Annotated in this window: 19 protein-coding genes; 7 read left to right on the top strand and 12 right to left on the bottom strand. The window is 65.1% G+C overall.

Translation table 11 applies throughout. The annotated features are described in order from the left end of the window. Positions 1-435: 435 nt before the first annotated feature. Positions 436-2,598, top strand: a complete 2,163-nt coding sequence (locus tag M9H71_RS11910; RefSeq protein WP_455405215.1) for a TonB-dependent receptor — start codon at positions 436-438, stop codon at positions 2,596-2,598. Between the two features lie 106 nt (positions 2,599-2,704). Here M9H71_RS11910 and M9H71_RS11905 read toward each other — a convergent pair whose 3' ends face one another. From M9H71_RS11905 to irrA, 3 genes are all read right to left on the bottom strand, one after another. After that, a complete protein-coding gene (locus tag M9H71_RS11905; protein WP_455405214.1) occupies positions 2,705-3,379 on the bottom strand; it encodes a cytochrome b/b6 domain-containing protein in 675 nt (224 codons plus the stop codon). Positions 3,380-3,383: 4 nt separating this feature from the next. Further along, positions 3,384-3,824 carry a c-type cytochrome gene (locus M9H71_RS11900; protein WP_455405213.1) on the bottom strand — a complete coding sequence of 147 codons (441 nt, stop codon included), beginning with the start codon at positions 3,822-3,824 and terminating at the stop codon, positions 3,384-3,386. Between the two features lie 334 nt (positions 3,825-4,158). Beyond that, the gene (gene irrA / locus M9H71_RS11895; RefSeq protein ID WP_455405285.1) at positions 4,159-4,608 is read right to left on the bottom strand and encodes an iron response transcriptional regulator IrrA; all 450 of its coding nucleotides are present in this window, start codon (positions 4,606-4,608) and stop codon (positions 4,159-4,161) included. 448 nt (positions 4,609-5,056) lie between these two features. Between irrA and M9H71_RS11890 the strand changes: the two genes are divergently transcribed. Together M9H71_RS11890 and M9H71_RS11885 are read left to right on the top strand one after the other, a co-directional pair. Then, positions 5,057-5,638 (top strand): Tll0287-like domain-containing protein, encoded by a 582-nt coding sequence (locus M9H71_RS11890; RefSeq protein ID WP_455405212.1) that lies wholly within the window; start codon positions 5,057-5,059, stop codon positions 5,636-5,638. A gap of 192 nt (positions 5,639-5,830) precedes the next feature. Continuing rightward, complete coding sequence (locus tag M9H71_RS11885; RefSeq protein WP_455405284.1) at positions 5,831-7,249, top strand: sensor histidine kinase; 1,419 nt, start codon at positions 5,831-5,833, stop codon at positions 7,247-7,249. Positions 7,250-7,261: 12 nt separating this feature from the next. Here M9H71_RS11885 and M9H71_RS11880 read toward each other — a convergent pair whose 3' ends face one another. Next, positions 7,262-9,556 carry a CHASE2 domain-containing protein gene (locus M9H71_RS11880; protein ID WP_455405211.1) on the bottom strand — a complete coding sequence of 765 codons (2,295 nt, stop codon included), beginning with the start codon at positions 9,554-9,556 and terminating at the stop codon, positions 7,262-7,264. Between the two features lie 180 nt (positions 9,557-9,736). Here M9H71_RS11880 and M9H71_RS11875 point away from each other — a divergent pair, with 180 nt between their 5' ends. Next, positions 9,737-10,162, top strand: coding sequence for a hypothetical protein (locus M9H71_RS11875; protein WP_455405210.1), 426 nt, complete (start codon positions 9,737-9,739; stop codon positions 10,160-10,162). Positions 10,163-10,174: 12 nt separating this feature from the next. Here the strand turns inward: M9H71_RS11875 and M9H71_RS11870 are convergent, their stop codons facing one another. Both M9H71_RS11870 and M9H71_RS11865 read right to left on the bottom strand, forming a co-directional pair. Continuing rightward, positions 10,175-11,839, bottom strand: a complete 1,665-nt coding sequence (locus tag M9H71_RS11870; protein WP_455405209.1) for a FecR family protein — start codon at positions 11,837-11,839, stop codon at positions 10,175-10,177. Between the two features lie 11 nt (positions 11,840-11,850). Then, positions 11,851-13,140: a tetratricopeptide repeat protein gene (locus M9H71_RS11865; RefSeq protein ID WP_455405283.1), complete on the bottom strand. Its 1,290-nt coding sequence runs from the start codon at positions 13,138-13,140 to the stop codon at positions 11,851-11,853. 344 nt (positions 13,141-13,484) lie between these two features. Here M9H71_RS11865 and M9H71_RS11860 point away from each other — a divergent pair, with 344 nt between their 5' ends. Continuing rightward, positions 13,485-13,946, top strand: coding sequence for an SRPBCC family protein (locus tag M9H71_RS11860; RefSeq protein WP_455405208.1), 462 nt, complete (start codon positions 13,485-13,487; stop codon positions 13,944-13,946). A gap of 13 nt (positions 13,947-13,959) precedes the next feature. Here the strand turns inward: M9H71_RS11860 and M9H71_RS11855 are convergent, their stop codons facing one another. The 3 genes from M9H71_RS11855 to M9H71_RS11845 all read right to left on the bottom strand — a co-directional run bounded on the left by M9H71_RS11855 (position 13,960) and on the right by M9H71_RS11845 (position 16,989). Next, entirely contained in the window at positions 13,960-14,292 is a 333-nt protein-coding gene (locus M9H71_RS11855; protein WP_047310144.1) for a helix-turn-helix domain-containing protein, read from the bottom strand. Further along, positions 14,279-14,629, bottom strand: a complete 351-nt coding sequence (locus tag M9H71_RS11850; RefSeq protein WP_455405207.1) for a type II toxin-antitoxin system RelE/ParE family toxin — start codon at positions 14,627-14,629, stop codon at positions 14,279-14,281. The genes M9H71_RS11855 and M9H71_RS11850 overlap by 14 nt, the downstream gene beginning before the upstream one ends. Positions 14,630-15,363: 734 nt before the next feature. Then, entirely contained in the window at positions 15,364-16,989 is a 1,626-nt protein-coding gene (locus tag M9H71_RS11845; protein ID WP_455405206.1) for a peptide chain release factor 3, read from the bottom strand. 230 nt (positions 16,990-17,219) lie between these two features. On the opposite strand from M9H71_RS11845, the gene sugE reads away from it, so the two are divergent. After that, positions 17,220-17,534 carry a quaternary ammonium compound efflux SMR transporter SugE gene (gene sugE, locus M9H71_RS11840; protein WP_011157837.1) on the top strand — a complete coding sequence of 105 codons (315 nt, stop codon included), beginning with the start codon at positions 17,220-17,222 and terminating at the stop codon, positions 17,532-17,534. 15 nt (positions 17,535-17,549) lie between these two features. On the opposite strand, the gene M9H71_RS11835 is transcribed toward sugE, so the two are convergent. Both M9H71_RS11835 and M9H71_RS11830 read right to left on the bottom strand, forming a co-directional pair. Further along, entirely contained in the window at positions 17,550-18,560 is a 1,011-nt protein-coding gene (locus tag M9H71_RS11835; RefSeq protein ID WP_164601986.1) for an inorganic phosphate transporter, read from the bottom strand. 14 nt (positions 18,561-18,574) lie between these two features. Then, positions 18,575-19,219: a DUF47 domain-containing protein gene (locus M9H71_RS11830; protein WP_164601984.1), complete on the bottom strand. Its 645-nt coding sequence runs from the start codon at positions 19,217-19,219 to the stop codon at positions 18,575-18,577. 587 nt (positions 19,220-19,806) lie between these two features. On the opposite strand from M9H71_RS11830, the gene M9H71_RS11825 reads away from it, so the two are divergent. Next, a complete protein-coding gene (locus M9H71_RS11825) occupies positions 19,807-22,353 on the top strand; it encodes a DUF4407 domain-containing protein (protein ID WP_455405205.1) in 2,547 nt (848 codons plus the stop codon). 342 nt (positions 22,354-22,695) lie between these two features. Here the strand turns inward: M9H71_RS11825 and M9H71_RS11820 are convergent, their stop codons facing one another. Beyond that, the gene (locus M9H71_RS11820) at positions 22,696-23,667 is read right to left on the bottom strand and encodes a branched-chain amino acid ABC transporter permease (protein WP_455405204.1); all 972 of its coding nucleotides are present in this window, start codon (positions 23,665-23,667) and stop codon (positions 22,696-22,698) included. Position 23,668 lies beyond the last annotated feature (1 nt).

Genomic DNA, 23,668 nt, shown 5'->3' with positions numbered 1-23,668 from the left:
AGGAGACGGCGAGACGAAAACGCAAAACCAAAACATCCTCTGCCATCGAAAGCGCCGCCTCCGACAATGGAATCGTTCAAGGATTGATTTCGTCGAGTTGCGGTCCTTGCTAATCGCACGCTCATGGATCGCGCACCGCAATCTGTAATGTGTCGAAGTTTGCATCCGCGTGGTGGTAACCGGCCCACTCGCTAACGTGGGGATGGTGGCCGACGAGATGACGAATCGTTAAGGACCCCACTCACTGTTCGTGAGCTGGGGACTAATCCGATGATTCAAAGAGCATTCGCGCTCGAAGCCAAGAAACGCGCATTACTCGCGTCGACGTGCGGACTGAGCGTCGCGCTGGCCTGCGTGATAACGAGCGTCGATGCGCGCGCGCAAACAGCGGAAGTGCCGTCGCAGCGCGCAAGGCACGTCTTGCCGGAAGTGCGCGTGGAAGCGGCTGATTCGGCGAAGCTGCAGCGCGCGTCGCGTCCGAATGCGGGCCGCGCCTCGCGTCGCAACGTGGCACAAGCACCGAAGCCAGCGCAGGGCGAGCAAGCTGCTGCGTCAGGTGCGGCGACCGACGACAGCGCTCTCAAGCCGATGGGCGGCAAACTGCCGCAGGCTGGTATTCCGCATCCGGCGCAGCAGAGCATCACGGTCGTCGATCGCGCGCAGATCGAACAGACCAGCCCCACCAGCCTGCTCGACATTCTCCAGAATGTGCCGGGCGTGTCGATTGCACGCGCCGGCGGCATCGGCGGCCAGATCTATCTGCGCGGTTTCTCGTCGAACAATTGGCGCTCGCCGATGTATATCGATGGCGATCGCTTCCGCGGTCGCAACACGCTGCAGCTCAATTATTTCGCGCCCGAGGAGATCGAGCGCGTCGAAGTGATCCGCGGCCCCGGTTCGGTGGTGTACGGTTCGGAAGCGATGACCGGCCTCGTCAATGTCGTCACGCGGCGACCGAAGGTCGATCCGTTCGGTCCGTGGCGGATCGCGCATGGCGGCTTCTCGGCCGGCTACAGCTCGGTCGACAACGGCTTCAGCACCTATGAATGGGCGCAGGCGGCCGGCCTCGGCTTCGACGTGCTCGGCGGCATCAGCTATCGCAAGGGCGGCAATTATCAGACGCCGAGCGGCGCGGCGCTCAACAGCGACTACGAGAGCATCGGCGGCAATCTGCGGCTCGGCTGGTCGCCGACCTACAATCAGCGCTTCGAATTGACGCTGCGAGACTATTGGGAGGAAGACGGCCGCGCCGGCGGCGTCGGCGGCGCCCCGGGCTGGCCCTACACCAAGGTGCGGCAGCAACCGAACAAGGTTCACATGGCGAAGCTGTCCTATTCGGGCGACTTCACCGACCAGTTGGTGCAGCACGTCGAAGGATCGTTCTACGCCAACTATTTCGACACCACGCTGGTCAACTATAACGCCGCGACCGCCGGCGTCGTCACCCGCACGGAGAACCATGTGGGCGGTCCGCTGGTGATCGGCGGTCGCGCCCAGGGCGTGATCCCGTGGGAGCCGGCACCGTGGGGGCTGGTGAAGACCACGTTCGGTATCGACGGCTTCCAGGAATGGCGGCCCGGCAGCACGTCGTGGACGATGCGGCAGACAGCGACGAGCACGACCACCACGGCGGAAACTCAGACCGCGCCCGACAACACCCAGGCCAATGTCGGCGCCTTCATGCTGCACGAATGGACTCCGATGCAGTTGCTGACGCTGTCGGCCGGCGGCCGGTTCGACTGGTTCAACACCACGTCCGAACTGTCTCCGGTCAGCTCGGCGAAGGCGCTGCAGGTGCTGCGCCAGAACGCCGACGTCACCAAGACCGCGCCGACCGGCAGCTTCGGCGCGACCGTCCATCTGACGCCGGTGCTCGATCTGCTCGCGTCGGTCGGCACCTCGTATCGTTATCCGACCAATTCTGAGCTGTTCGCGTTTTCGGGCACGACGATTCCGAATCCCGAACTCAAGCCTGAGACCGGCCTCACCTACGAGGGCGGATTCCAGCTCAACTTCCCGACCGCGACCATCAAGGTGACGGCGTTCGACAGCCACTACACGGACTTCCTGCAGACCGTGTTCGTCAACTACAACGGCTCCTCGATGACCCAGCGGCAGAACGTCGGCCACGCCACGGTGAACGGCGTGGAGGCCGAATGGCGCTGGCAGGCGACGCCGTCGTTCAATCTGTACGGCAACGCCGCCTGGCTGCAGGCGACCAACACCGACACCGACACGCCGCTGCCGTTCATCGCGCCGTGGAAGGGCCGGGTCGGCGTGCAATACGCCCCGCTCGGCTCCGGCTATTCGCTGGGGGCGGCGGTCGACTGGGCAGGAGCGAAGACCCGCATCAGCTCCACCGAGGAGTACCCGACCGGCGGTTACGCGGTGCCGAGCATCTACGCGTCGCTCGATCTCGGCATTCTGATCTCGCCGCGCCTCGGCGACACCAAGGTGCACCTCAGCCTGCAGAACATCTTCGACACGTCCTACGTCAGCGCAGCGACCTATGTGAACAGGTCGTATCCGCAGTCGATGTACAACCCGCTGCTGGAGCCGGGCCGCAACTTCACTGCCCGTCTCGTCCACACCTTCTGAGGACACGAACCGGCGCACGCCCGTCGCGGCGGGCGCCGGTTCGTCGAAACCGAGATCAATTGAGATCCGAAGGCCGGCCGCGGCAGAGCGAGCCGGCCTTTCGCGGTTACAAAAGCCGGCCGCCGATGATGTAGATCGGCGCCAGCACGATGAAGGCCGCGACGGCCAGACAGGCGAGCGCCCTGCCCCACGGACCGGGCTCCGCCGCCGGCATGTCGGCATAGTCGTCCGCTGGCTTGCGGCCCGTGATCATCGCCTGGATCAGCGGTTCGCGGCTGGTCAGGGCATAGATGACGTTGGCCGCGACATGGACCAGAACGAACAGTTCGATCGCGGTGAAGATCCGCCGATGCCAGAGCGCAGCGGACTCGACCGTTGCGTCAGACACCGTCTTGGCGAGCGGCCCGTCAATGATCAGGCGATCCTCGTCGCCGGAGAACAGACCGGTGGTCGCCATGGCCAGCACCAGCGCCAGCAACGCCACCACCATCCAGCCGCCGAGCGGATTGTGGCCGAGGAACTTCTTCTTGTCGGCGAGGTAGGCCATCACCTTGCCCGGCATCGCGACGAAGCTGCCGAACCGGGCGGTCGAACCGCCGACGAAGCCCCACAGGATTCGAAACACGATCAGCACCAGCGCGGTGTAGCCGTTCAGCTTGTGCCAGGCGGGGAAGCCCCCGCCATATTTGTTGCTGATCCAGCCGTCGACCACGACGAAGACGAGCGCCCACTTGAAGACGCGCGTGGGCCCGTCCCAGGCGACGACGCTCGCTTCCTTCATTCCGTCAGCTCTTCTTGGCGCGGAAATCGTCGTGGCACGACTTACAGGTGCCGAACACGCTGCCCATGTTCGCCTTCAGCGAGGCCTGATCCGTGATCGTGCCCTGCGCGGCGGTCGCGGCCGCTGCCAGCTTGGCGAACAGGTCCTCGAACTTCGCTTTGTCTTCCCAGATCTTCGGCAGCGCGGCGGTGTCGCCGCCGGTCTTGGAATCGGCCGGGAACAATGCCGGAAGCTTCTTCGCATCGTCGGCAATCGCGCCGAGCGACTTCTTGACCACCGCCTGATCGAACTTCGCCTCGCCCTTCATCATCGCGGCGATCGGCTTGGTGGCCTCTCCCATCTGCTTCAGGATCGCCTTGCGCTGCGCGATCACATCGGTCTGAGCAACCGCGGCGCCGCTGACCGCAACGGCCAGCCCGACGATAGTAACGATTTTCAACTTCATCTTAGCAAATCCCTTTCCGATCGGATGGGTCGTCCGCAAGCTCTGCTGCGACGACCGACAGCTTCGCCCATCCCGGTGAAGCGTTTCCATGGTCGCAGATTCGCACATCCAACCTGACGATGCAGTGACATGGTCACAAAGCCGGATGCGGAGCGGTGCGATTCATTGTCCCACCGGCTCTCTTAGCCCTGCGGCGACAGCGCCGCAAACAGCCGTCAGCGACCCGCCGCAGGGCCGCGGCGAATCGCTGAACTCGGAATGGTTGAAGGGTTGCCGTCCCTCGACCTCGGCGACCAATGTCGCCGGCCTGCCGTTTTCGGATCGCTTGCGCGCTCTACTCGCGGGTCTTGCGGCGAAGCCGGACCACCATGTCGACCCGGCTGATCTCGTAGCCTTCGGGGATCTCCGGCAGGCTGCCGAGCGCGATGTGTTCGACCGGAACGTCGATCAATTCGTGCCTGGCCTCGAGATAGAAGTGATGGTGATCCGACACGTTGGTATCGAAATAGGTCTTGCTGCCATCCACGCTGACCCGACGCACCAGGCCGAGCTCGGCAAAATGATTCAAGGTATTGTAGACGGTCGCAAGCGAGATCTGAGCGCTCGACCTGCTCGCCTCTTCGTACAGAATTTCGGCGGTCACATGTCGATCGCCACCACCGAACAGCAGGCGGGTCAGAAGCAGCCGCTGCGCCGTCGGCCGCAGGCCAACCGACTGCAGCATGTCGCTTTCGCGAGACGGTTTCGACTGCCGGCCCAGGCGATTGAAGTCGATGGGCTCGATCTCTCCCAGCGCAAAATGACTGCTGTCGGGTCTGAAATTCACAACGGAAACCTCCGATTCTGGAGATGACTATAAGAAGCAGCTCGGCGTTGCGAATTGATCCCAATCAATTATCGAGAACCGCTCGCATTGGCGACTTGGGAACGCGCCAGCCGGAAGACGGATCGAGAGCAAGCCTACATCGGGCCTCGGTCTCCTGAACGAGCGATTGTCCGGATCGATCGTGCTCGGCGCTCTGCTGCCTGTCGCGGCGGCGGCGGCTGCAAGTGGTCGAACAACGATAACTACCGAGAACACACCGATGTTTTTCGCCGAGGCGGAGAAGCAGACCTACGCCCCTCGCCGCAATCGCCGCAGCCGCTCAACGTGACTTGATCACAGACCACAGCCGTCGCTCCACGTACCGATGCGGCAGGTATTGGCTCGACCGGACGAGCGGGGTGTATCGATGTCGACCAGAGCGTTCATTGCCTTCATCGTCGTCGCTGCGGCCGCGTTCGCCGCACTGGCGGCGCGCGATCGCGCAGTCGACCAAGCCGCCCTGCAGGCCGAGGCGCGGAGCGTGATCAAGGACTACAGCGGAGCGCTGCTCGGGGTTCTGAAGAGCACGATGGAGAGCTCCGGTCCGGTCGAAGCGATCGGGTTCTGCAACCGCGAAGCCCCCACGATCGCGGCAACAGCGTCGCAGCGCAGCGGCTGGACCGTCGCGCGCACCAGCCTGAAGCCGCGCAACCCGAGCGCCGCGCCGGACGATCTCGAACGCCGGGTGATGACCGAATTCGTCGCGCAGATCGCGACAGGCACGCCCGCGGCCTCGCTGCACCATGCCGAAATCGTCGATCAGAACGGCGAGAAGGTATTTAGATACATTCAAGCTATTCCGACCGCGGAGCTGTGCCTGACCTGCCACGGCCGCGCGCTGAGGCCGGACGTGGCGGCCAAGATCCAGGCGCTGTATCCCGACGATCAGGCGACCGGCTTCGCGCCGGGGCAGATGCGCGGCGCGTTCACCCTCAGCCGGAAGCTGTAAGTTTCACTGCAAATCGGTCGCGACGCCGGCCCGCAGCGACACGGCGCCCCCGTCTTTCGTCTAACTCATCGGCGCACCAACGCCATTTCATGCGCTGCACACACCACACTAGAACAACTCTACGAGTCTGATGCGATTCAATCCGCAACGGATTTGCTCTAGGGTATTCCGGTCGTGTGTGCGTGAATGGCGATGTCTCGAAAATCATTATCAACTGGCTTTCTCGGGCCGTGGCTGCTGGGCGCGACCCTGCTGCTGTTCATCGTCATCGCCGGCGCGCTGGTGCTGAACCTGATGCGGCTGCGCGACAGCTTCTCATGGGTGCAGCAGACCAACGAGGCGCTGTTGTCGATCGCCTCGATTCAGCAGGCGGTGCTGGAAGCCGAGACCAGCGAACGCGGCTACCTGCTGACCGGCGTCGAGACCTATCGCGACAGCTACAGTCACGCCCGCGACGCGCTGGCCTCTCGGCTCGACAGCCTGCGCGCGGTGCTGGCCGACAATCCGCAACAGATCGCCCATCTCGACGAATTGCGGCTGCTGACCGACATGCGTATGGCGCAGCTCGGCCGCGTGGTGGAATTGGGTCCGGAGCGAATGCGCGAGGCGCTGGACATCCTGGAGCAGGCACGGGTCGATCGCCTGACGGACCGGATCGAAACCAGCCTGGCGGTGCTGACCCGCACCGAGCAGGGGCTGCTGATCCAGCGCCTGTCACGGCACGACCGGGAAAGTCTCGCCGCCGCGCTGATCACCGCCTGCCTGTTGATCCTCGCGGTCGGCAGCGCCGCGATCGCGGCGTTCCTGCTCGAGCATCAGCGCGCGGTGGCGCGGCAGCAGGAAGCCGACCAGCGACTGCAGGCGCTCCAGGCAGAGCTGCTGCGGGTCGCCCGGCTCAGCACCATGGGCGAAATGTCGAGCGCGCTGGCGCACGAGCTCAACCAGCCACTCGCCGCCGTCACCAACTACGTGCAGGGCTCGCGTCGGCTGATCGAGGCCAGCGACCATCCCGACAGGACCAAGATCAGCACAGCGCTCGACAAGGCGGCGCAGCAGACGCTGCGCGCCGGCGCGGTGATCCAGCGGCTGCGCCAGTTCGTCGGCCGCGGCGAGACCGACAAGACCATCGAGAGCCTGCGCGTGATCGCCGAAGACGCCCTCGCCCTCGCCTCGGTGTTGACCCGCGACCACCCGGTCGACGTCGCACTGGCGCTCGATCCGGCGTTCGACCGCGTGCTGGTCGACAAGGTGCAGGTTCAACAGGTGTTTCTCAATCTGATCCGCAACGCCTTCGAGGCAATGCGCGAACAACGTGATCGCAAGCTGACGATCAACAGCAGGCTGGTCGAAGACGACATGGTCGAAGTCGTCGTCGCCGACACCGGTCCAGGCCTCGACTCGCTGATCGCCGAGCGGATCTTCCAACCGTTCGCGACGACCAAGCCGGACGGCATGGGGGTGGGCCTGTCGATCTCGCAAACCATCATCCAGGCGCATGGCGGCTCGATCAAGGCCGAGCCGGCACCGGGCGGCGGCACGCTGTTCCGCTTCACCCTGCCCTGCGCCGATCACATCCGCCATCAGATCTCGTTCAGCCCGGCGGCGGAATAATCCGCCCGCCCGCTAACCGTCAGCGCGATCGAGCTGCGGCCGCGACGCGCCGACGAGCATGGTGACGCGCGCGCCGAAGCAATCATACAGCCCCTTCAGCGCCTGCGGCGCGGCGGCGCGACACGCCGCCAGCATCGTCGTCGCCCGCGTCTCATCCTCCGCAGCCAACGCGTCGAGCAGGCTGCGATGCAGCCGCTGCACCTCTGCGAACGTGTCGGACGCCGCATAGGTTTCGTCGCCGGCGAGCGCATACAGCCGGGTCGGTCGCGACTTGCCCTTCAGCATGATCTCGCCCGCCTCCAGCAGCGCGATTGCGCGTGCAGCGCGCGCCACCTCTTCGGACACCAACAGATCCGTGCCGAACTCTTTCGACGCGCTTTCGATCCGCGCCGCGACGTTGACGACGTCGCCCATCGCCGAATAGTTGAAGCGCTTCTCCGATCCCATGTTGCCGACGCAGGCGATGCCGGTGTTGAGGCCGATGCCGATCCGCACCACCGGATCGGCGAGCCCGCGCGCGGCGAAGCCGAACGCGTCGGCGTCGTTGAGCTGCTCGACCACGCTGCGCATCTTCAGCGCGGCGCGGCAGGCGTGCGCGGCGTGATCGGGCACATCGACCGGCGCGTTCCAGAACGCCATGATCGAGTCGCCGATGTACTTGTCGATGGTGCCGAGTTCGTCCTGGATCGCGTCCGACAGCGGCGACAGCAGGGTGTTGATGAAGTCGACCAGCTCGGTCGCGCTCAGCGCCTCCGAGATCGGGGTAAAGCCGCGCACGTCCATGAACATGACGCTGAGTTCGCGCTGTTCGCCGCCGAGCCGCAGCCCGTCCGGCGCGCGTTCGAGTTGCGCCAAGAGATCCGGCGCCAGATACTGTCCGAACGCCTGCCGCACGAATTTCTTCTCGCGGTCGGAAGCGGTGTGCAGCACCCGCTCGACCGCGATGTAGGTCAACAGCGTCGCCAGCGATGGATACACCGGATCGATCAGCAGTCGGAATAGCGAGAACGCGATCCACGAGCCGCCGATCGCGCCGACGAACACCAGGCCGCAGGCGACCAGCGAGAACCGCGCACCGGCGAGCAGCACCAGCGCCGCAACCAGGGAGCCGAGCAGCAACGTCATCACGATCTCGAAGCCGCGCGCCCAGTCGGGGCGTTCGAGAAACTCCTGCGACAGGATCTGTTCGAGCATCTGCGCCTGGATCGCGACGCCAGGCATGACCTGCCCGATCGCCGTGGCGCGGGCATCGACCAGGCCGGATGCGGTGGCACCGATCAGCACGATGCTGCCTTCGAGCCGATCGCGCATCCGATCGGTCTGCGCCGGGTCGAGCACATCCTTGGCCGAAACGTAGCGGCTCGGATCGTCCCGGTCGTAGTACAGCCAGGCCTCGCCGTCGTCGGTCAGCGGCAGCTTGAACTGACCGACCCGCATGTCGACCAGCGCCGCGTGGCCGGTGTCGTCGTCGCCGGACGCGCCGGTGCCGCGGATGATGACGCCCTTCTGGCCCTGGGCGACGCGCAGCGCTTCGACCGCAAGGCCGGGATAGACACGCGTGCCGTCCGACATCAGCATCGGCAGCCTGCGCACCACGCCGCCGCGGTCGCGCGCCGACAGGTTGATCGCGCCGATCCCGGCGGCCGCGTCGTCCAGTAGCGGCAAATTGGAAACCGCGCCGTGGAACGGCGGCAGCACCTTGGTCGGCGTGATGCCGACGAAAGCCAGCCCGGTCTTCACGGACGGCCTTGTGTCGTTGGCACGCCGCGTCGCCGCGAAGCCGAGCACGGTCCCGGTCTGCCGCATCGCATCGGCGAAGCTCGTATCGTGATCGGGCAGACTCTTGAGTAGCGCCACCGCGCGATCACGGTCGGGCAGATCGGATGCGGCAAGATCCGCCACCAGCCGCTCCGGCGTGGTGCGGTCTGGTTCGGAAAAGATAATGTCATAAGCGATCACCCCGGCGCCGAGTTCAGCGAGCCGCTTGGTGAGTGCGGCCAGCCGCGTCCGCGGCCACGGCCATTGCCCGAAGGCGGCGAGCGAAGCCTCGTCGATGTCGACGATCCGCACCGGCAGATCCTCCACCGGCTGCCGCGGCTTCAGCCGCTGGTAGGCGTCGAACACGCGCTCCTTGGTTTCGGTGACGATGCGGGGCTCGTAAGTACGCAACGCGGTGAGCGCGAGCAGCATCAGCAACGCCGCCGAAGCCGCCCGCATGTATTTGCCGCGGGCGAGCCAGCGCAGTCGCACAAAGCCGCGCGCCAGACGGATCAGCAGCGGATGCGCCGCACCGCTCAGCACACGCATCGCAAGCCCCGCTCGCGAAGCCAAAGGTCGCTGAGAGGTACGCGCCCGGCGTTTCGCCGGTTGCGGTGGCGCCGAGGACCGGCGCAGGGGTCGGGGAACTGACGCATCGGCTCGACGTTAGCAGATCGCAGAGCGAACCGGGAGGACGCCGGTCGCCGGCGCAACAGGGAGGATCAGGCCATGAGACCGCACCGCTCCCCTCGACGGCTGACCGCGCCGCTGGCGCTGCTGCTCGCTGTTCCGGTCGGAGTCGCCGCCGTGTTCGCCGTGCCACTGCTGCACCGCACCGATCCACCGTTGCAACGCCTCGCCGATGAAGCAGCGCTGGCCGGCGTCAATGCGCTTGCCGCATCGGCGCCGTTGACGTCTCAGCGCCGCGACGCGGTGTCGACCGCCGCGGCACAACGCGTTCTCGGCCATCGCACGGCTTTGGTCAGAACCAGCCCTGTATCCGACCAGTCGATGGAAGTATCGGTCGAAGTCACCGATCCGGTGTCGCAGCAGCGCGCACGAGCCACCGCGCGCTACGTGCCACCCAGTTTCGGCCGCCGCGATCAGCAGTCGGCGTCGATCGGCGACCACGCCGGACCGCCGTCTCACATGTGACCGATGCCGCGATCACTGCATCTTGGCCGCGAAGATGCCCGCGCCGATATAGCTGGGGCCGCTGATCGACACGTTGCCGCCCATCTCACCGACCGGACTGGCGACACCCCGGAAGAAGCTTCCGTTGAGGTTCATGGTGCGACCGAGACCAGTCAATGATGCAGTAATGTTCCTTGGGTCGCTAGCGCTCAATGCGAGTGAGCCGCTGTAGTCGACCCCGCCGAATCCGGCAACGGCCACGCTGCCAGTGCGGGTTGCGAAATTGACGGATGTTGTCAGATTGCCCGCGACGTTGCCGCTGCTGTTATCGAAGCCGATGACATGGCCCACGTAACTCGCGGAGCCGGACAACGGGACCTCCCCCGCGCTCGTTGGACGGCCAGCCACCCAGTATCCGATCGCAACATGCTGGTAGTTACTGCCAGCAACCGTCTGTTGGCTCGAACTTTGCCAAAGTCCCCATTTGGTGTAGTCGCAGGAGCAAACAGTCAGGCCAGGCCGGATGGCATCGCCATACTGCTGAGCCGCAGCGCCGCTGAGCATCACCGCGAAGCCCGACTGATCATAGATCGGCATATGATCGATGGTCGAGGTCGGCTGACCATTTGCGTCTTTCGCCGGTTCAGCCACATAATAGCCGCCCTGCGTATCGTAGCGATAGGTGAAACTGCCCGGCAAATAACCACTACTACCAGGAGACTGCGTCACAGATCCGGTCGCCTCGGCGTTCACAAGGCCACGCCCGTCCACAGCGCCTGTCAAGGTGCCTTCCAGCGTCCCAACCGATGCCGATTGGTACGTGCTATAGTTCGTTAACAGACTGGTCATCAATCCGCCGACGAAGCCGACCAGTGTCTTTGTCGGTCGCTCCACTCTCTGCACCGCGGCCTGCTGCGTGGAAGTCTGGATCGTCTGATTGAGCGACGAGGCGACTTGGTTGATCGCCGGCAGCGGCGTCGGCGGCGGCTGCGGGGTCAGCGAGCCAGCGACCGCGCCGTTCGGGCTCCCCGTGGCCCGCGCTTCGGCGCGCTGCACGTTGCCGCGAGACGCAGTGCCCTGCCCGGCGCCGCCACTCTGGCCGGGCGCACTCTGGAACGACTGGATCAGGCTCTGCACGAAGTTCGGCGGCGGCGGAGCCGGTGGCGACGGCGGCTGGCCGCCGCCCGGCGTCTGGGTGAATTCGCCGGCACCGAGCGTCACCGTGCCGCCCTGTGTCGTCACCGTCGAGCTGCCATAGCCGGCGAACACGAAGCCGGGTCCGATCATCGCCACGCCGCCGCGGATGCCGACGGTCGCCGAGGCGGTTTTGATTTCGGCGTCGCCGGTGTGGCTGATCTGGCCGCCGACGAAGCGCAGCGCGCCCTTGCCGAGCCGCGCGGCGAGCTTGCCGGTGCCGGCGTTCGGATCATAGACGTATTCGTCGATCGTCAGATCGCTGTTCGGGCCGACCGTCATCGAGGTCTTGTCGATGAACAGGATCTGCACCGAGCCCTTGTCGGTGGTCTTGATCCGCTCCTTGTGGGCGATCGACTGCCCGATCGAAATCGTCCGCAAGTTCGCCGTCGCAGCGGGGTTCACCGCCGAAGCCTTGCCGACTTCCTGCGCCACCGCGACACTCGCCACGCTCCCGGCCGCGATCACAGCACCGGCCCCGATCATCCATCTCGACAGACGCATCACGAGCCTCCTCAGAAACGCACCGTCGGCCCCATCGAGGTCGACAGGTTGTTGGTGCGATAGTTCGGCAGGTTGGAGTCGATCTTGGTGTACAGCACCTGGGTGCGCAGTCCGACATGGCCGGCGATCTGCGCGTCGAGGATGGCGCCGTAGCGATACTCGTCCTCGCGCCGAATTGCCTCAAAATCGACGATGGGATTTGGCGCATCGTAAGTCGAGCGGCTGTAGCCGATCGTCGGGGCCACCACGAATTGATGCGGCTGGCCGAACACCGGCACCACGAATTGGACCGGGAACGCCATATCGATCGAATAGCGCTTGTAGCTGTTGTAGTCGGCGACCGCCTTGTTGACGTCGTAGCCGCCGCGCGTGGTCCAATGCACCGGGCCGAACCTGAAATCGGTGGTGATTGCTGCGGTCGTCAGATCGCCGGTCTGGGTGCCGGCGGTCGGATAGTAGGTGGAGTCGGTGAACTTGCGATGCCGGGTCTCGACATAGCCTTCGATCAGGCCGTTGTCGCCGATCGTCGAGCGCGCCGACAGACCGCCGCCGAGCGCGCCAAAATAGCTGTAATCGCCGAGCCAGACCTTGTCGCCGATCGCGTAGTATTTGAACGAGGCGTTCTGGCCGAGTCCGACACGGTGGCCGATGGTGCCTTCGAGCAGGCCGAGATTGAACTGGCTCTGGGTGAATTGCCGCGAATTGTAGCCGAGGAAGGTGGTCTCGATCGCGTCGCCGCGCAGATTGAGCTTGTAGGCGTAGGCCGCGGTGATGGTCTGGAACGCATTCCAATCCGGCTTGCGACCGAACCGCGGATCGAGGATCGCATCCTGGCCGAGCGCGCGCACCTGCAGCGAATTCGGCCCGATATTGGCGTTGGTCTGATAGCGCATGCCGCCGTGCATGAACACGCTGTATTCGTGCTTGGACAGCCGGCGGTCGATCTCGGCCAGATACGCCATCACCTGGGCGCGGATGTCGTCCGGCACGTTGGCGCCCTTGATCGCATCGGCCAGATAGCCGCGCGCGATCTCGTAGGAGGCGAGCTTGAAGTACAGCACGCCGAGTTCGAGTTTCACTCGCGGCAGATCGGGATTGAAGAACAGCATCCGCTCCAGCGCGCCGATCGCCGCCTCGTAGTCGCCCCGCTCGACCGCGGCATGGGCGAATTTGAAGCTGACGTCGAGATTCGCCGGCTGCTGATACATCTGGTTGAACAGCGCGTCGTAGCCCTGCTGCACCATCGCCGCCGGCGTCGGCTTCGCCTCCTGCGCCGACGCGCCGGAGACGGCGATCAACATCGCCGCCACAGCCCCCGCCCCTGTCGCTTTCAATCGCACGCCGCACCCCGAAATGATCTGGTCTGGAAACCGTTTGCTCGTTGGCCGAGCTAATTGGTCGGGATTTTGCGGGAGGCCGTCGGTGAGCGGTATCCTTTTTTGCGCGAAACGTCCGCAATTGCACGCCGTCGTGGCTTTTTTGCCACGCAGACACACTGGCAATGTCCAGAAACAGAACGGAATTGGCGAATTCGCGCAAGAATTGAGCTGTACGGCCAGGCACTCCCCAAGCTCCTGTCCGCTCGGCATCCATGCCGGTCGCCGCCATGCCGGTCGCCGCGCAACTCGCCAAAAGGAAGAATACAATGGCCGATGCACCCGCCCCCGCCGCGACTTTCCCGTTTGAAATCCGCCATGTGGTGGTGATCGCGGCCCAGCCCGAAACCGTGTTCGACTACGTCACCAACCCGAAGTCCTGGCCGGAATGGCTGCCCTCCTCGCACGCGCTGGAGTGCGACGACCGCCCGATGGGCTTCGGCGACACCTTCCACGAACACTGGTCGACACGCACCGGACCGGTGGACCTCGACTGGCTGGTGATCGCCTGCGACCGCCCGACGCTGTGGATCGGCATGACCACCACCAGCTTCATGGGCCCGGTGGTGGTGCACTACACGTTCGAGGCGATGGACGGCGGCACCCGCTTCACCCGCATCCTGCGCAATCCGGCACGGCCGAAGCCGCCGACCGCGGAGATGGTGGAGCGGATGAGCGCAGAGGCGGAGCTGGGGCTGGGGAATATCAAGAAGATTGTGGAGAGTAGATAGTTGGGCCGCGCCTCTAAGCCTGCACCACGACCGACAAACGCCCCGCCCCGCCCGCCGCTTTCCGGCGCGGAGCGGGCTTCACAGTGACCTGCACGTCCTGCCCAAGCAGAGTCAGAAATTCCATCAGTCGTCCGACCGAGATCGACGTCGGCCGACAGCGCATCAGCGCCGAGACTTGCGGCTGCGTGGTGCCGAGAAGCTTCGCCGCCGCCCCCTGCGTCATGCAGCGTTCGGAGAGAAGTTTGTAGATCTGCACCGTCAGCTTGGCCTTAACCAGTTCCTGTTCGGAGTCGGCAAAGCCGAGATCGGCGAATACGTTGCCGCTGCTGATTTCATGAGTTTTCATGGTCGGCGTTCCTGTGCAATTCTTCAGCGACCTTCAATCGCGATCGGACCAGCTCGATATCTTGATGCGGTGTCGCGATGCCCTGTTTCGACTTCTTCTGGAAAACGTGTAGTACGTAGACCGCCGTCGCGAAGCGCACCGTATAGACCGCGCGGTACGTCCCGCTGCGATCGTCTTCAATCAACTCCAACACGCCGGCGCCGCCGAACCCCTTCAGCACCTTGGCGATGGGCGGCGCTACGCCCATCTGCGCCGCGAACAGCGCCGTGCCGAAGCTCCGGCGAATGCTCTTCGGAAGAGTCTGCATGTCGCGGCGGCTGGATGCGATCCAGACCAAGCGCTTCGGAAGATCGTCGGACACAGTCGGCCTATATAAATAACTATATAAATGGATTTCAAGCCTGACAGCGCAGGAAACGCGCATTCAGATCGGTTGACAAGCCCGTCACCACGGCTTATATTCCTATTTGTCTCGTTCGCGAGGGGCGCTTCTCGAGGGCGCTTGCGAGGCGGAGCGGGATACGGCGTCCTGCGTGACGTGCCTCGCAAGCACGCGCCCGGGAGGTTGAGGGTCACCGTCCGCCGCTACTACGAGCGGCCGCCGCTTCAGAGGCTGGACGGGTCGAGTAGAGGCCGGGGAAAGCCCGCAAGCTCGCTCGGTCCCGGAAGAGCGGTCCTTCAGCCAAAAACCGCCGGGGTGGCGCGCCGCAAGGCGACGCGCGGTTCGCGATCTTCGCCCCTCGCGCGGGCGAAGGCCGGATCGCGACACGACCAACGCCGCGTCTTGCGGCGCGCCGCCGCCCCTCACTTTGGGGCGGCTCTTCGGGCAAAGCTCGGGCGCATTGCGCCGCGAGGATGCGGAGGTGTGGCTGTTTGACATGTGAAGCGGAAGTCGCAGCTCAAGCGGAAGCTCGCCGTGACACACAGTGCTTGCCCCGCTTTCCGACGTCGTCGTCCGGCTTGTCCGGACGATCCAGTATCGCAGGGCGTTCGATGCTCATCTCAGTCGCTCTGCGATACTGGATCCCCGCCTTCGCGGGGATGACGATCAGAAGAGGAACGCGATCCGCCTCACCCCGTCTTCTTCACGTCCTTGATCTCCGAGAACACGATGCCCTCGGCGCGGTCTTTGGTGTAGCCGAGATAGAATTCGTTCTTGGCGAGGTACACCGGATCGCCGTCGACGTCGTCGGCGATCGACGAGCCGTTGTTGGCGATGAAGGTGTCGAGCTTCTTGCGGTCGTCCGAGGAGATCCAGCGCGCGAGCTGGAATTCGGACACTTCGAAATCGACCGGGAGCTGATACTCGGCGGCGAGCCGGGCTTTCAGCACGTCGAGCTGCAGCGGGCCGACGACGCCGACCAGCGCCGGAGCACCGTCGCGCGGGCGGAACACCTGCACGACGCCCTCTTCCGACATCTGCTGCAGCGCCTCTTTCAGCTTCTTGGCCTTCATCGCATCGGTCAGCCGGACGCGGCGGACGATTTCCGGCGCAAAGGAAGGCACGCCGACGAAGGTGACGTCCTCGCCCTCGGTCAGCGTATCGCCGATCCGCAAGCTACCGTGGTTGGGAATGCCGACGACGTCGCCGGCGAAGGCTTCGTCGGCCACCGAGCGATCCTGGGCGAAGAAGAACTGCGGACTCGACAGCGGCATCGCCTTGCCGGTGCGCACCAGCTTGGCCTTCATGCCGCGGGTCAGCTTGCCGGAGCACAGCCGCGCGAACGCGATGCGGTCGCGGTGGTTCGGATCCATGTTTGCTTGGATCTTGAAAACGAAGGCACTCATCTTCGGCTCGTCGGCTTCGACCTTGCGGGCGCTGCTTTCCTGCGCGCGCGGCGGCGGCGCGTAGCGGCCGAGCCCCTGCAGCAAATCGCCGACGCCGAAATTGCGCAGCGCCGAGCCGAAATACACCGGCGTCAGATGGCCCTCGCGAAACGCCTCGAGGTCGAACGGCTTGCACGCCTCGGTGGCGAGCTCAAGCTCCTCCTTGACCGCGGCGACGTCGAGATTGGGATGGCGCTTGCCGAGTTCCTCGATGGTGATCTGCTCGGCCGCACCGGTCTTGGCGCCGCCGCCGTCGAGCAGGCGCACACCGCCGTCGAGCACGTCGTAGGTGCCGAGGAAGTCGCGGCCGCGCCCGACCGGCCAGGTCATCGGCGTGGTGTCGAGCGCCAGCGTCTTCTCGATCTCGTCGAGCAGATCGAAGATGTCGCGGGTCTCGCGGTCCATCTTGTTGATGAAGGTGATGATCGGAATGTCGCGCAGCCGGCAGACCTCGAACAGCTTCCGCGTGCGCGCCTCGATGCCCTTGGCGGCGTCGATCACCATCACGGCGCTGTCGACCGCGGTCAGCGTCCGGTAGGTGTCTTCCGAGAAGTCCTCGTGGCCCGGCGTGTCGAGCAGGTTGAAGACGAGCCCGTCGAACTCGAAGGTCATCACCGAGGTGACCACCGAGATACCGCGGTCGCGCTCGATCTTCATCCAGTCCGAGCGGGTGTTGCGGCGCTCGCCCTTGGCCTTGACTTGGCCGGCGAGATTGATGGCGCCGCCGAACAGCAGCAGCTTTTCGGTCAGCGTGGTCTTGCCGGCGTCAGGATGCGAAATGATCGCAAAGGTGCGCCGCCGCGCCACTTCGTGGGCGAGCGAAAACGGGGTCGAGGACGGCGCGTCGGCCGGAACAGCGGTGTCGGACATTCATCAGCCTGTGGCAGGGAAAGCCGGCGCGATCAAGGGCTTCCGGCGGGACGCAGCGCCGGCAGTTGCACGGCGGAACGGCCTCCCTCATATAGGGGATCGAGGACGACCTCAAAATCACCTTTTCGGCCGGGACGACCCGGCCTCCGCCAAGACCGCGCATTGCGCCGGCGCGCCATCCCGCTGGATGGCTTCATGAAATTTGCCCGGACGTGCGCAAGGAGGCCGCTATGGCTTGGTTCTATCTGTTCGTCGCCGGTCTGATGGAGATCGGCTGGGCGCTCGGCCTGAAATACACCGAAGGCTTCACCCGCTTGGTGCCGACGGCCCTGACCGTGTCGGCGATGGTCGCCAGCGTCGCCCTGCTCGGGCTCGCCCTGAAGACACTGCCGATCGGCACCGCCTATGCGGTGTGGAGCGGCATCGGCGCGGTCGGCACCGCGGCGCTCGGCATCGCGCTGTTCGGCGATCCGGCCACAGTCGGCCGCCTCGCCTGCATCGGCCTGATCGTCGCCGGCATCGTCGGGCTGAAGCTGGTGGGCTGACAGCGGGCCGGCCCGTCAGAACGTCGGCAGCAGCTTGGTTCCCCAATACGCCAGGGCGGCGACGATCGCCGAGGCCGGGATCGTGATCACCCAGGCGTAGACGATCGAACTCGCCACGTTCCAGCGCACCGCCGACATCCGCCGCGCCGCACCGACGCCGACGATGGCGCCGGTGATGGTGTGGGTGGTCGACACCGGCACGCCGAGGAAGGTCGCCATGAACAGCGTGGCTGCGCCGCCGGTTTCGGCGCAGAAGCCCTGCATCGGCGTCAGCTTGGTGATGCGCAGCCCCATGGTGCGGACGATCCGCCAGCCGCCCATCAGCGTGCCGAGCGCCATCGCCGCCTGGCACGACAGCACCACCCAGAACGGTACCGAGAACTCGCCGCCGAGATAGCCCTGCGAGTAGAGCAGCACCGCGATGATGCCCATGGTCTTCTGGGCGTCATTGCCGCCGTGGCCGAGCGAATACAGCGAGGCGGAGGCGAACTGCAGGATGCGGAAGGCGCGATCGACCGCGAACGGTGTCGACCGCACCGACGCCCACGACACGATCGCGACCAGCACCAGCGCCAACAAGAAGCCGACCAGCGGCGACAGCACGATCGCCAGCAGCGCCTTGGTCAGGCCGCTCCACACCGCGGCCGACAGCCCGGCCTTGGCAAGGCCGGCGCCGAGCAGGCCGCCGATCAGCGCATGCGACGAACTCGACGGGATGCCGAGCCCCCAGGTCACCAGGTTCCAGACGATCGCGCCGGTCAGCGCCGCGAAGATCACAGCGGCGTCGATCACGTCGGGTTCGATGATGCCGGTGCCGATGGTGTTGGCGACGTGCAGGCCGAACACCATGAAGGCGATGAAATTGAACGAGGCCGCCCACAGCACCGCATATTGCGGTCGCAGCACCCGGGTCGAGACGATGGTGGCGATCGAATTGGCGGCGTCGTGCAGGCCGTTCAGAAAATCGAACAGCAGTGCGACGGCGATCAACCCGACCAGGATGGGCAGCCCGAGCGAAGCGTCCACGGCCGGCCCCTGCCCTAGACCTGCTCGATGACGATGGAATTGATCTCGTTGGCGACGTCGTCGAACCGGTCGGCGACCTTTTCGAGATGGTCGTAGATCTCGGCGCCGACGATGTAATCCATGGTGTTGGCGTGACGGTGCTTGAGGAACAGTTCCTTCAGCCCGATGTCGTGCAGATCGTCGACCCGGCCTTCCAGCTTGGTGATCTCCTCGGTCATCGCCGTCAGCATCTGCAGGTTCGGACCGATCGATTGCATCAGCGGCACGGCCCGCCCGACCAGATTGGCGCTTTCGACCAGCAGCGCCCCGATCTCGCGCATCGGCGGCTCGAATTCCCGAACCTCGAACAGGATCACCGCCTTGGCGGTCTGCTGCATCTGGTCGATGGCATCGTCCATCGAGGTGATCAAGTTCTTGATGTCGACCCGGTCGAACGGGGTGATGAAGGTGCGGCGCACCGCGGTCAGCACCTCGCGGGTGACGTTATCGGCCTCGGATTCGAAATGGCTGACGCGCTGGCAGTGCACCAGAGTTTCGTCACCGCCGCGCAGCATGTCCTGCAGCGCCTGGGCGCCCTGCACGACGGTATGAGTGTGCTGGGCGAACAGGTCGAAGAACCTCTCTTCCTTGGGCAGAAAGGCTCGAAAGTATCGTAGCATCGGGAGCTATCCGGTTGACGTGACGCGGGTTCGAAGGATCGGCCTCCGACGCCGGGGGCGCCCGGCCGCGTCACACCGGCGTCATAAAACACTTCGGAGGCGGTCAGGCAACCGTGGATTCCGGATCGCGCGGGACGGCTCCGCGCCGCGCTCGTCGGAGCCGGCTTTAGCCAGCCGCAGCGCGTCGATCGCACCGCTGGTCCGTCCACAGAATTGATGGCGCAACGGTTTGGAGAGCCGGCTTGCCGTCGTCATCTCCCTCGCCCGCTCGCGAATCACTTGAAGCGCTTGAAGTGAAATCGAACGCCGCACCCACGATTCCGAGTGGTAATCGAGGACGGGATGAGCACGGCCGAAGCCGCTGCGCCGACAAATTAATGAGGACGGAACGAGCCCCCTCGCCGCTCCACCAACTCAGCAAGTTTCCAATCGATCACCAACACTTAGCAGCGACTGTTCAGACAAAATCCGAACCGGTTGAATTGGCCCGCGAAGCGCAACTCGTATTGAATTTGTTTACGCTCTGTTAGACTCGGCCGACTTGTCACTTCAAACCGCGGCGCATGTCACCGCAGAACTGGGCGGCCATGATTCAACGCGTCCTTGGCATCATCGCTGGCGTCGATCGCAAGACCCTGCAAAGCTGTCCGGCGTCGGACAAATTGTGGGCCACGCATCTGGGCGCATCGCTCTGTCTGTCGTTCGTCGTGGTGCTCGGCGTGTCGTTTCACGCCACCGGCTATATGATCGACAACATCTGGACCCGGCTGCTGGTGTCCACGGTGATTGCGCTGACGGTGCTGATGTTCGACCGCGCGCTGTGCCAGTCGGACTGGTTCTATCAAGGCACGCTGTGGAACACCTCGCCGATCGTGTCGAGGGCCGAGGCCAAGCAGACCGCGTGGCGCTTCGTCCGCGTCGGCATCCGTCTGGCGCTGTCGTTCGGACTCGCCTGGGTGATCGCGATGTTCCTGGAACTGGCGATCTTCTCCTCGACCATCAACGAAAAGATCGAGGCCGACCGGGTCGCCGCCAATCAACCGATCTACGACAAGATCGCCACCTTCGAGGCCGGTCTGAACGCGGAGGCCCGGCGCCGGCAGGCCGATATCGAGCAGCTCGAAGCGCTCCATCGCGCTGCGCTCACCGAGCAGCCCAAGCCTGAACCGACCACCCAGACTCGCACCGAAGATATCGAGCAGCAGATCAGGTCGGTGACCGAGCGCGAGGCCCGGATCCGCGCCGACATCGCCGAGATCGACAGAACGATCCAACGCTACACAGCCGACATGAACGCCGAGGAATTCGGGCTGAAGGCCGCACCGAACAATTCCGGCCGTCCGGGCGCCGGTCCGCGCTACGAATTCGCCAAGAAACAGCGGCAGGCATTTCAGGCCCAGCGCGTCGAGCGCGAGGCCGAAATCGCGCAACTGCACGCCCGCCGCGACGACCTGCGTGCGGTCCAGGCCAAGGTCACCGCCGACGCGCTCGCCGGGCGCGAGCAGGAACGCGCGGCGATCAAGGCCCGCGCCGATGCTCTGCAACAGCGGATCGACGCCGCGCGGGCCGACCTGAAGCAGTTCGAAGTCGACAAGACCGCGAGCGTTGCCGACTTCCGCAAGAAGGTGATGTCGGACTCCTACTTCCAGGAAAAGAAAGACAAATTCGATCCGCTCACACGCATCGCCGCCTATCAGGAATTGAAGAACGACCCGCGTGACGGCGCCACCATGACGCTGTTCTCGTGGATGACGCGATGCTTCATCATCTTCCTGGAGATCGTCCCGGTGGTTGCGAAAATCTTCTTCTCACCGCCTAGCGTCTACGCCGCCAAGATCCAGGCGCAGGTCGAGCGCGCCCGGCAGCGGATCGAGAACAACGAAGACCTCGAAGACGAGAAGCAGGCCCCCGCCCCCGCGCCTGCAATGGCCGCCATCACACTCCCCACCATGGCGCTCGATCCGGTGACTGTCGCACAGCCTCGAACGGATGTGCCGAAGCCACAACCGGCCGTACCAGAGCCGGTGCGTGCCGCAGAGCCACGAACCGAACCGCGCCGCGACGACGATGCTCCGGCCGCATCGCGCGACTATGGGCCTCGTCACGACGAAGCCGAGATCGACCAGATGCGGCGCCGGGACGATCGCCACGCCAGCGACTGGCGCCGCTACGCCGCGCAGGACGATGGTCGCTATGATGACGATTTCGGCCATCGCGACTATGAGCGCCGCGACGTCGCCCGACGCCCCGACTACGAGCGCTACGACGACCGGCCGCGGCGCACCGCCGCCCGGCGAGCTCCGCCGCAGTTCGTCGCCCGCGATTACGCCGTCCGAGACTATGGTGGCCGCGACTATGGCGGCCACGACTTCGGCGAGCCCGAATTCGAATCCAGCGAGATCGATGTCCGCAATCTGATCATGCCGCGGCGCGGTACTGCGCGGCGCGAGGCGTTGATCGCCGAGCGGGCGATGGAGCAACGGGCGTCGCGCATCGAGCCCGCTCCGCAACGCAGCCTGCGCTGGCCGGACGGCATTCCGGTCGATGACCACAACACCCGCGAATTGGTTCGGCAGGTGCTGGCCGACGCGGGCTCTGCCGTTCGCACCGAGCCGGCTCGGAGCGAGGCTGTTCGCAGCGAACCTGTCAGCGCCGAGCCGATCCGAAGCGAGCCCGCGCCTATCGAAGTCGCACGCCTCGAACCGATCGCCCGCCAGCCCGAGCCGGCCGAGCCTAACGGCGAAACAGCCACTGCGACGACCGGAGCGGCCGCCCCTGCTTCCGAGACTGTCGGGGCCGCAGTCACAGTCGACACGGTGTCGCGCCCTGCCGAGCCGCCGCCCGAGCTGGAGCCGGATGTGCTGCCCAACGTGCTGACGGCGCTCCGCCCGGCGCCGGCCGAACCGACGACAGACACACGGTCCGCCGCCTCCAGCGAGCCCGTGACGGTCGCCGTTGCCGAGACCGAAGCGATCGGGCCGCTGCCGAAATACACCGCTGACGTCGAGAAGCTGATGACGGATGCGGTCGAGCTGTCACGCCCGCGCAAGCGAGCCGCGCATCCGCGCCGCGAACCCCGCTCCGACGGCGAAGCCGAGCTGCCGCTGGACCACGGCACCAGCCGCAATCTCTGACTGATGAGCCCTCGGTTGCCCGCGCTGATCGCGGGCAACCGACAGGTTGAAGCGCATTGAAGGCCGGCGAGCCGAGCTCACTGCACGGCTCGCCGCTTTTGTATAGAGCAGCAGGTTCTGTTTTTGATGGAATCGGGGGCGTGCCTCGGAGTGCTTACAACAGGCACAATCTCATGGTGAGGACGCGCGAAGCGGCGTCGCGAACCATGCGCCTCAGGCCCTGCGGCTCCTCATCCTTCGAGACGCCCGGCCTTGCCGGGCTCCCTCAGGATGAGGACTCCGTCCCGTTGGAGAGGGCAAAGTCTGCTTCAATCAAACGATGAAGCGCCCTAAAGGACAGCCCTACAGCGACCGTTTGAACAGATGCCCGATCTCGCCGACGATGCCGCGGCGGAAGGTCAGCACGCAGGCGACGAAGATCACACCCTGGATCACCGTGACCCACTGGCCGAATCCGGCGAGGTACTGCTGCATGGCAATGATCACGAAGGCACCGACCACCGGGCCGAATACGGTGCCGAGGCCGCCGACCAGCGTCATCAGCACGATTTCGCCCGACATCGTCCAGTGCACGTCGGTCAGCGATGCGTTCTGCGCCACGAACACTTTGAGCGAACCGGCGAAGCCCGCCAGCGTGCCCGACAGGATGAAGGCAAGCAGCTTGTACTGGTCTGTCTTGTAGCCGAGCGACACCGCGCGCGGCTCGTTCTCGCGGATCGCCTTCAGCACCTCGCCGAACGGCGAGTTGATGGCGCGGTAGATGATCAGGAAGCCGATCAGGAAGCCGGCCAGCACCACAAAATACAACGTGTCGGTGTTGGACAGATCGATGAAGCCGAACAGCTTGCCCTGCGGAATGCCCTGGATTCCGTCTTCGCCATGGGTGAACGGCGCCTGCAGATAGATGAAATACAGAAGCTGCGACAGCGCCAGCGTGATCATCGCGAAATAGATGCCCTGGCGGCGGATTGCGATCAGCCCGGTCACCACCGCGAGGCCGAACGACGCCGCGGTGCCGGCGACGATCGCCAGTTCCGGCGGCAGCCCCCACACCTTCAGCGCGTGGCCGCTGACGTAGCCGGCGGTGCCGAGAAACATCGCGTGGCCGAACGACAGCAGGCCGCCATAGCCGATCAGCAGATTGAAGGCGCAGGCGAGCAGCGCAAAGCACAGCCCCTGCATCACGAAGAACGGGTAGACCCCGGTGAACGGGACCACCAACAGCAGCGCGGTCATGATGCAGAAGGCGATCATCTCGTCGCGCACCGGGCGGCGGGTCGTGGACGGGACGGAATTCTGTGTAATCGTGGTCATG

It is taken from the genome of Rhodopseudomonas parapalustris (genome assembly GCF_053772255.1).
This window is presented reverse-complemented; position numbering and strand designations above follow the sequence as displayed.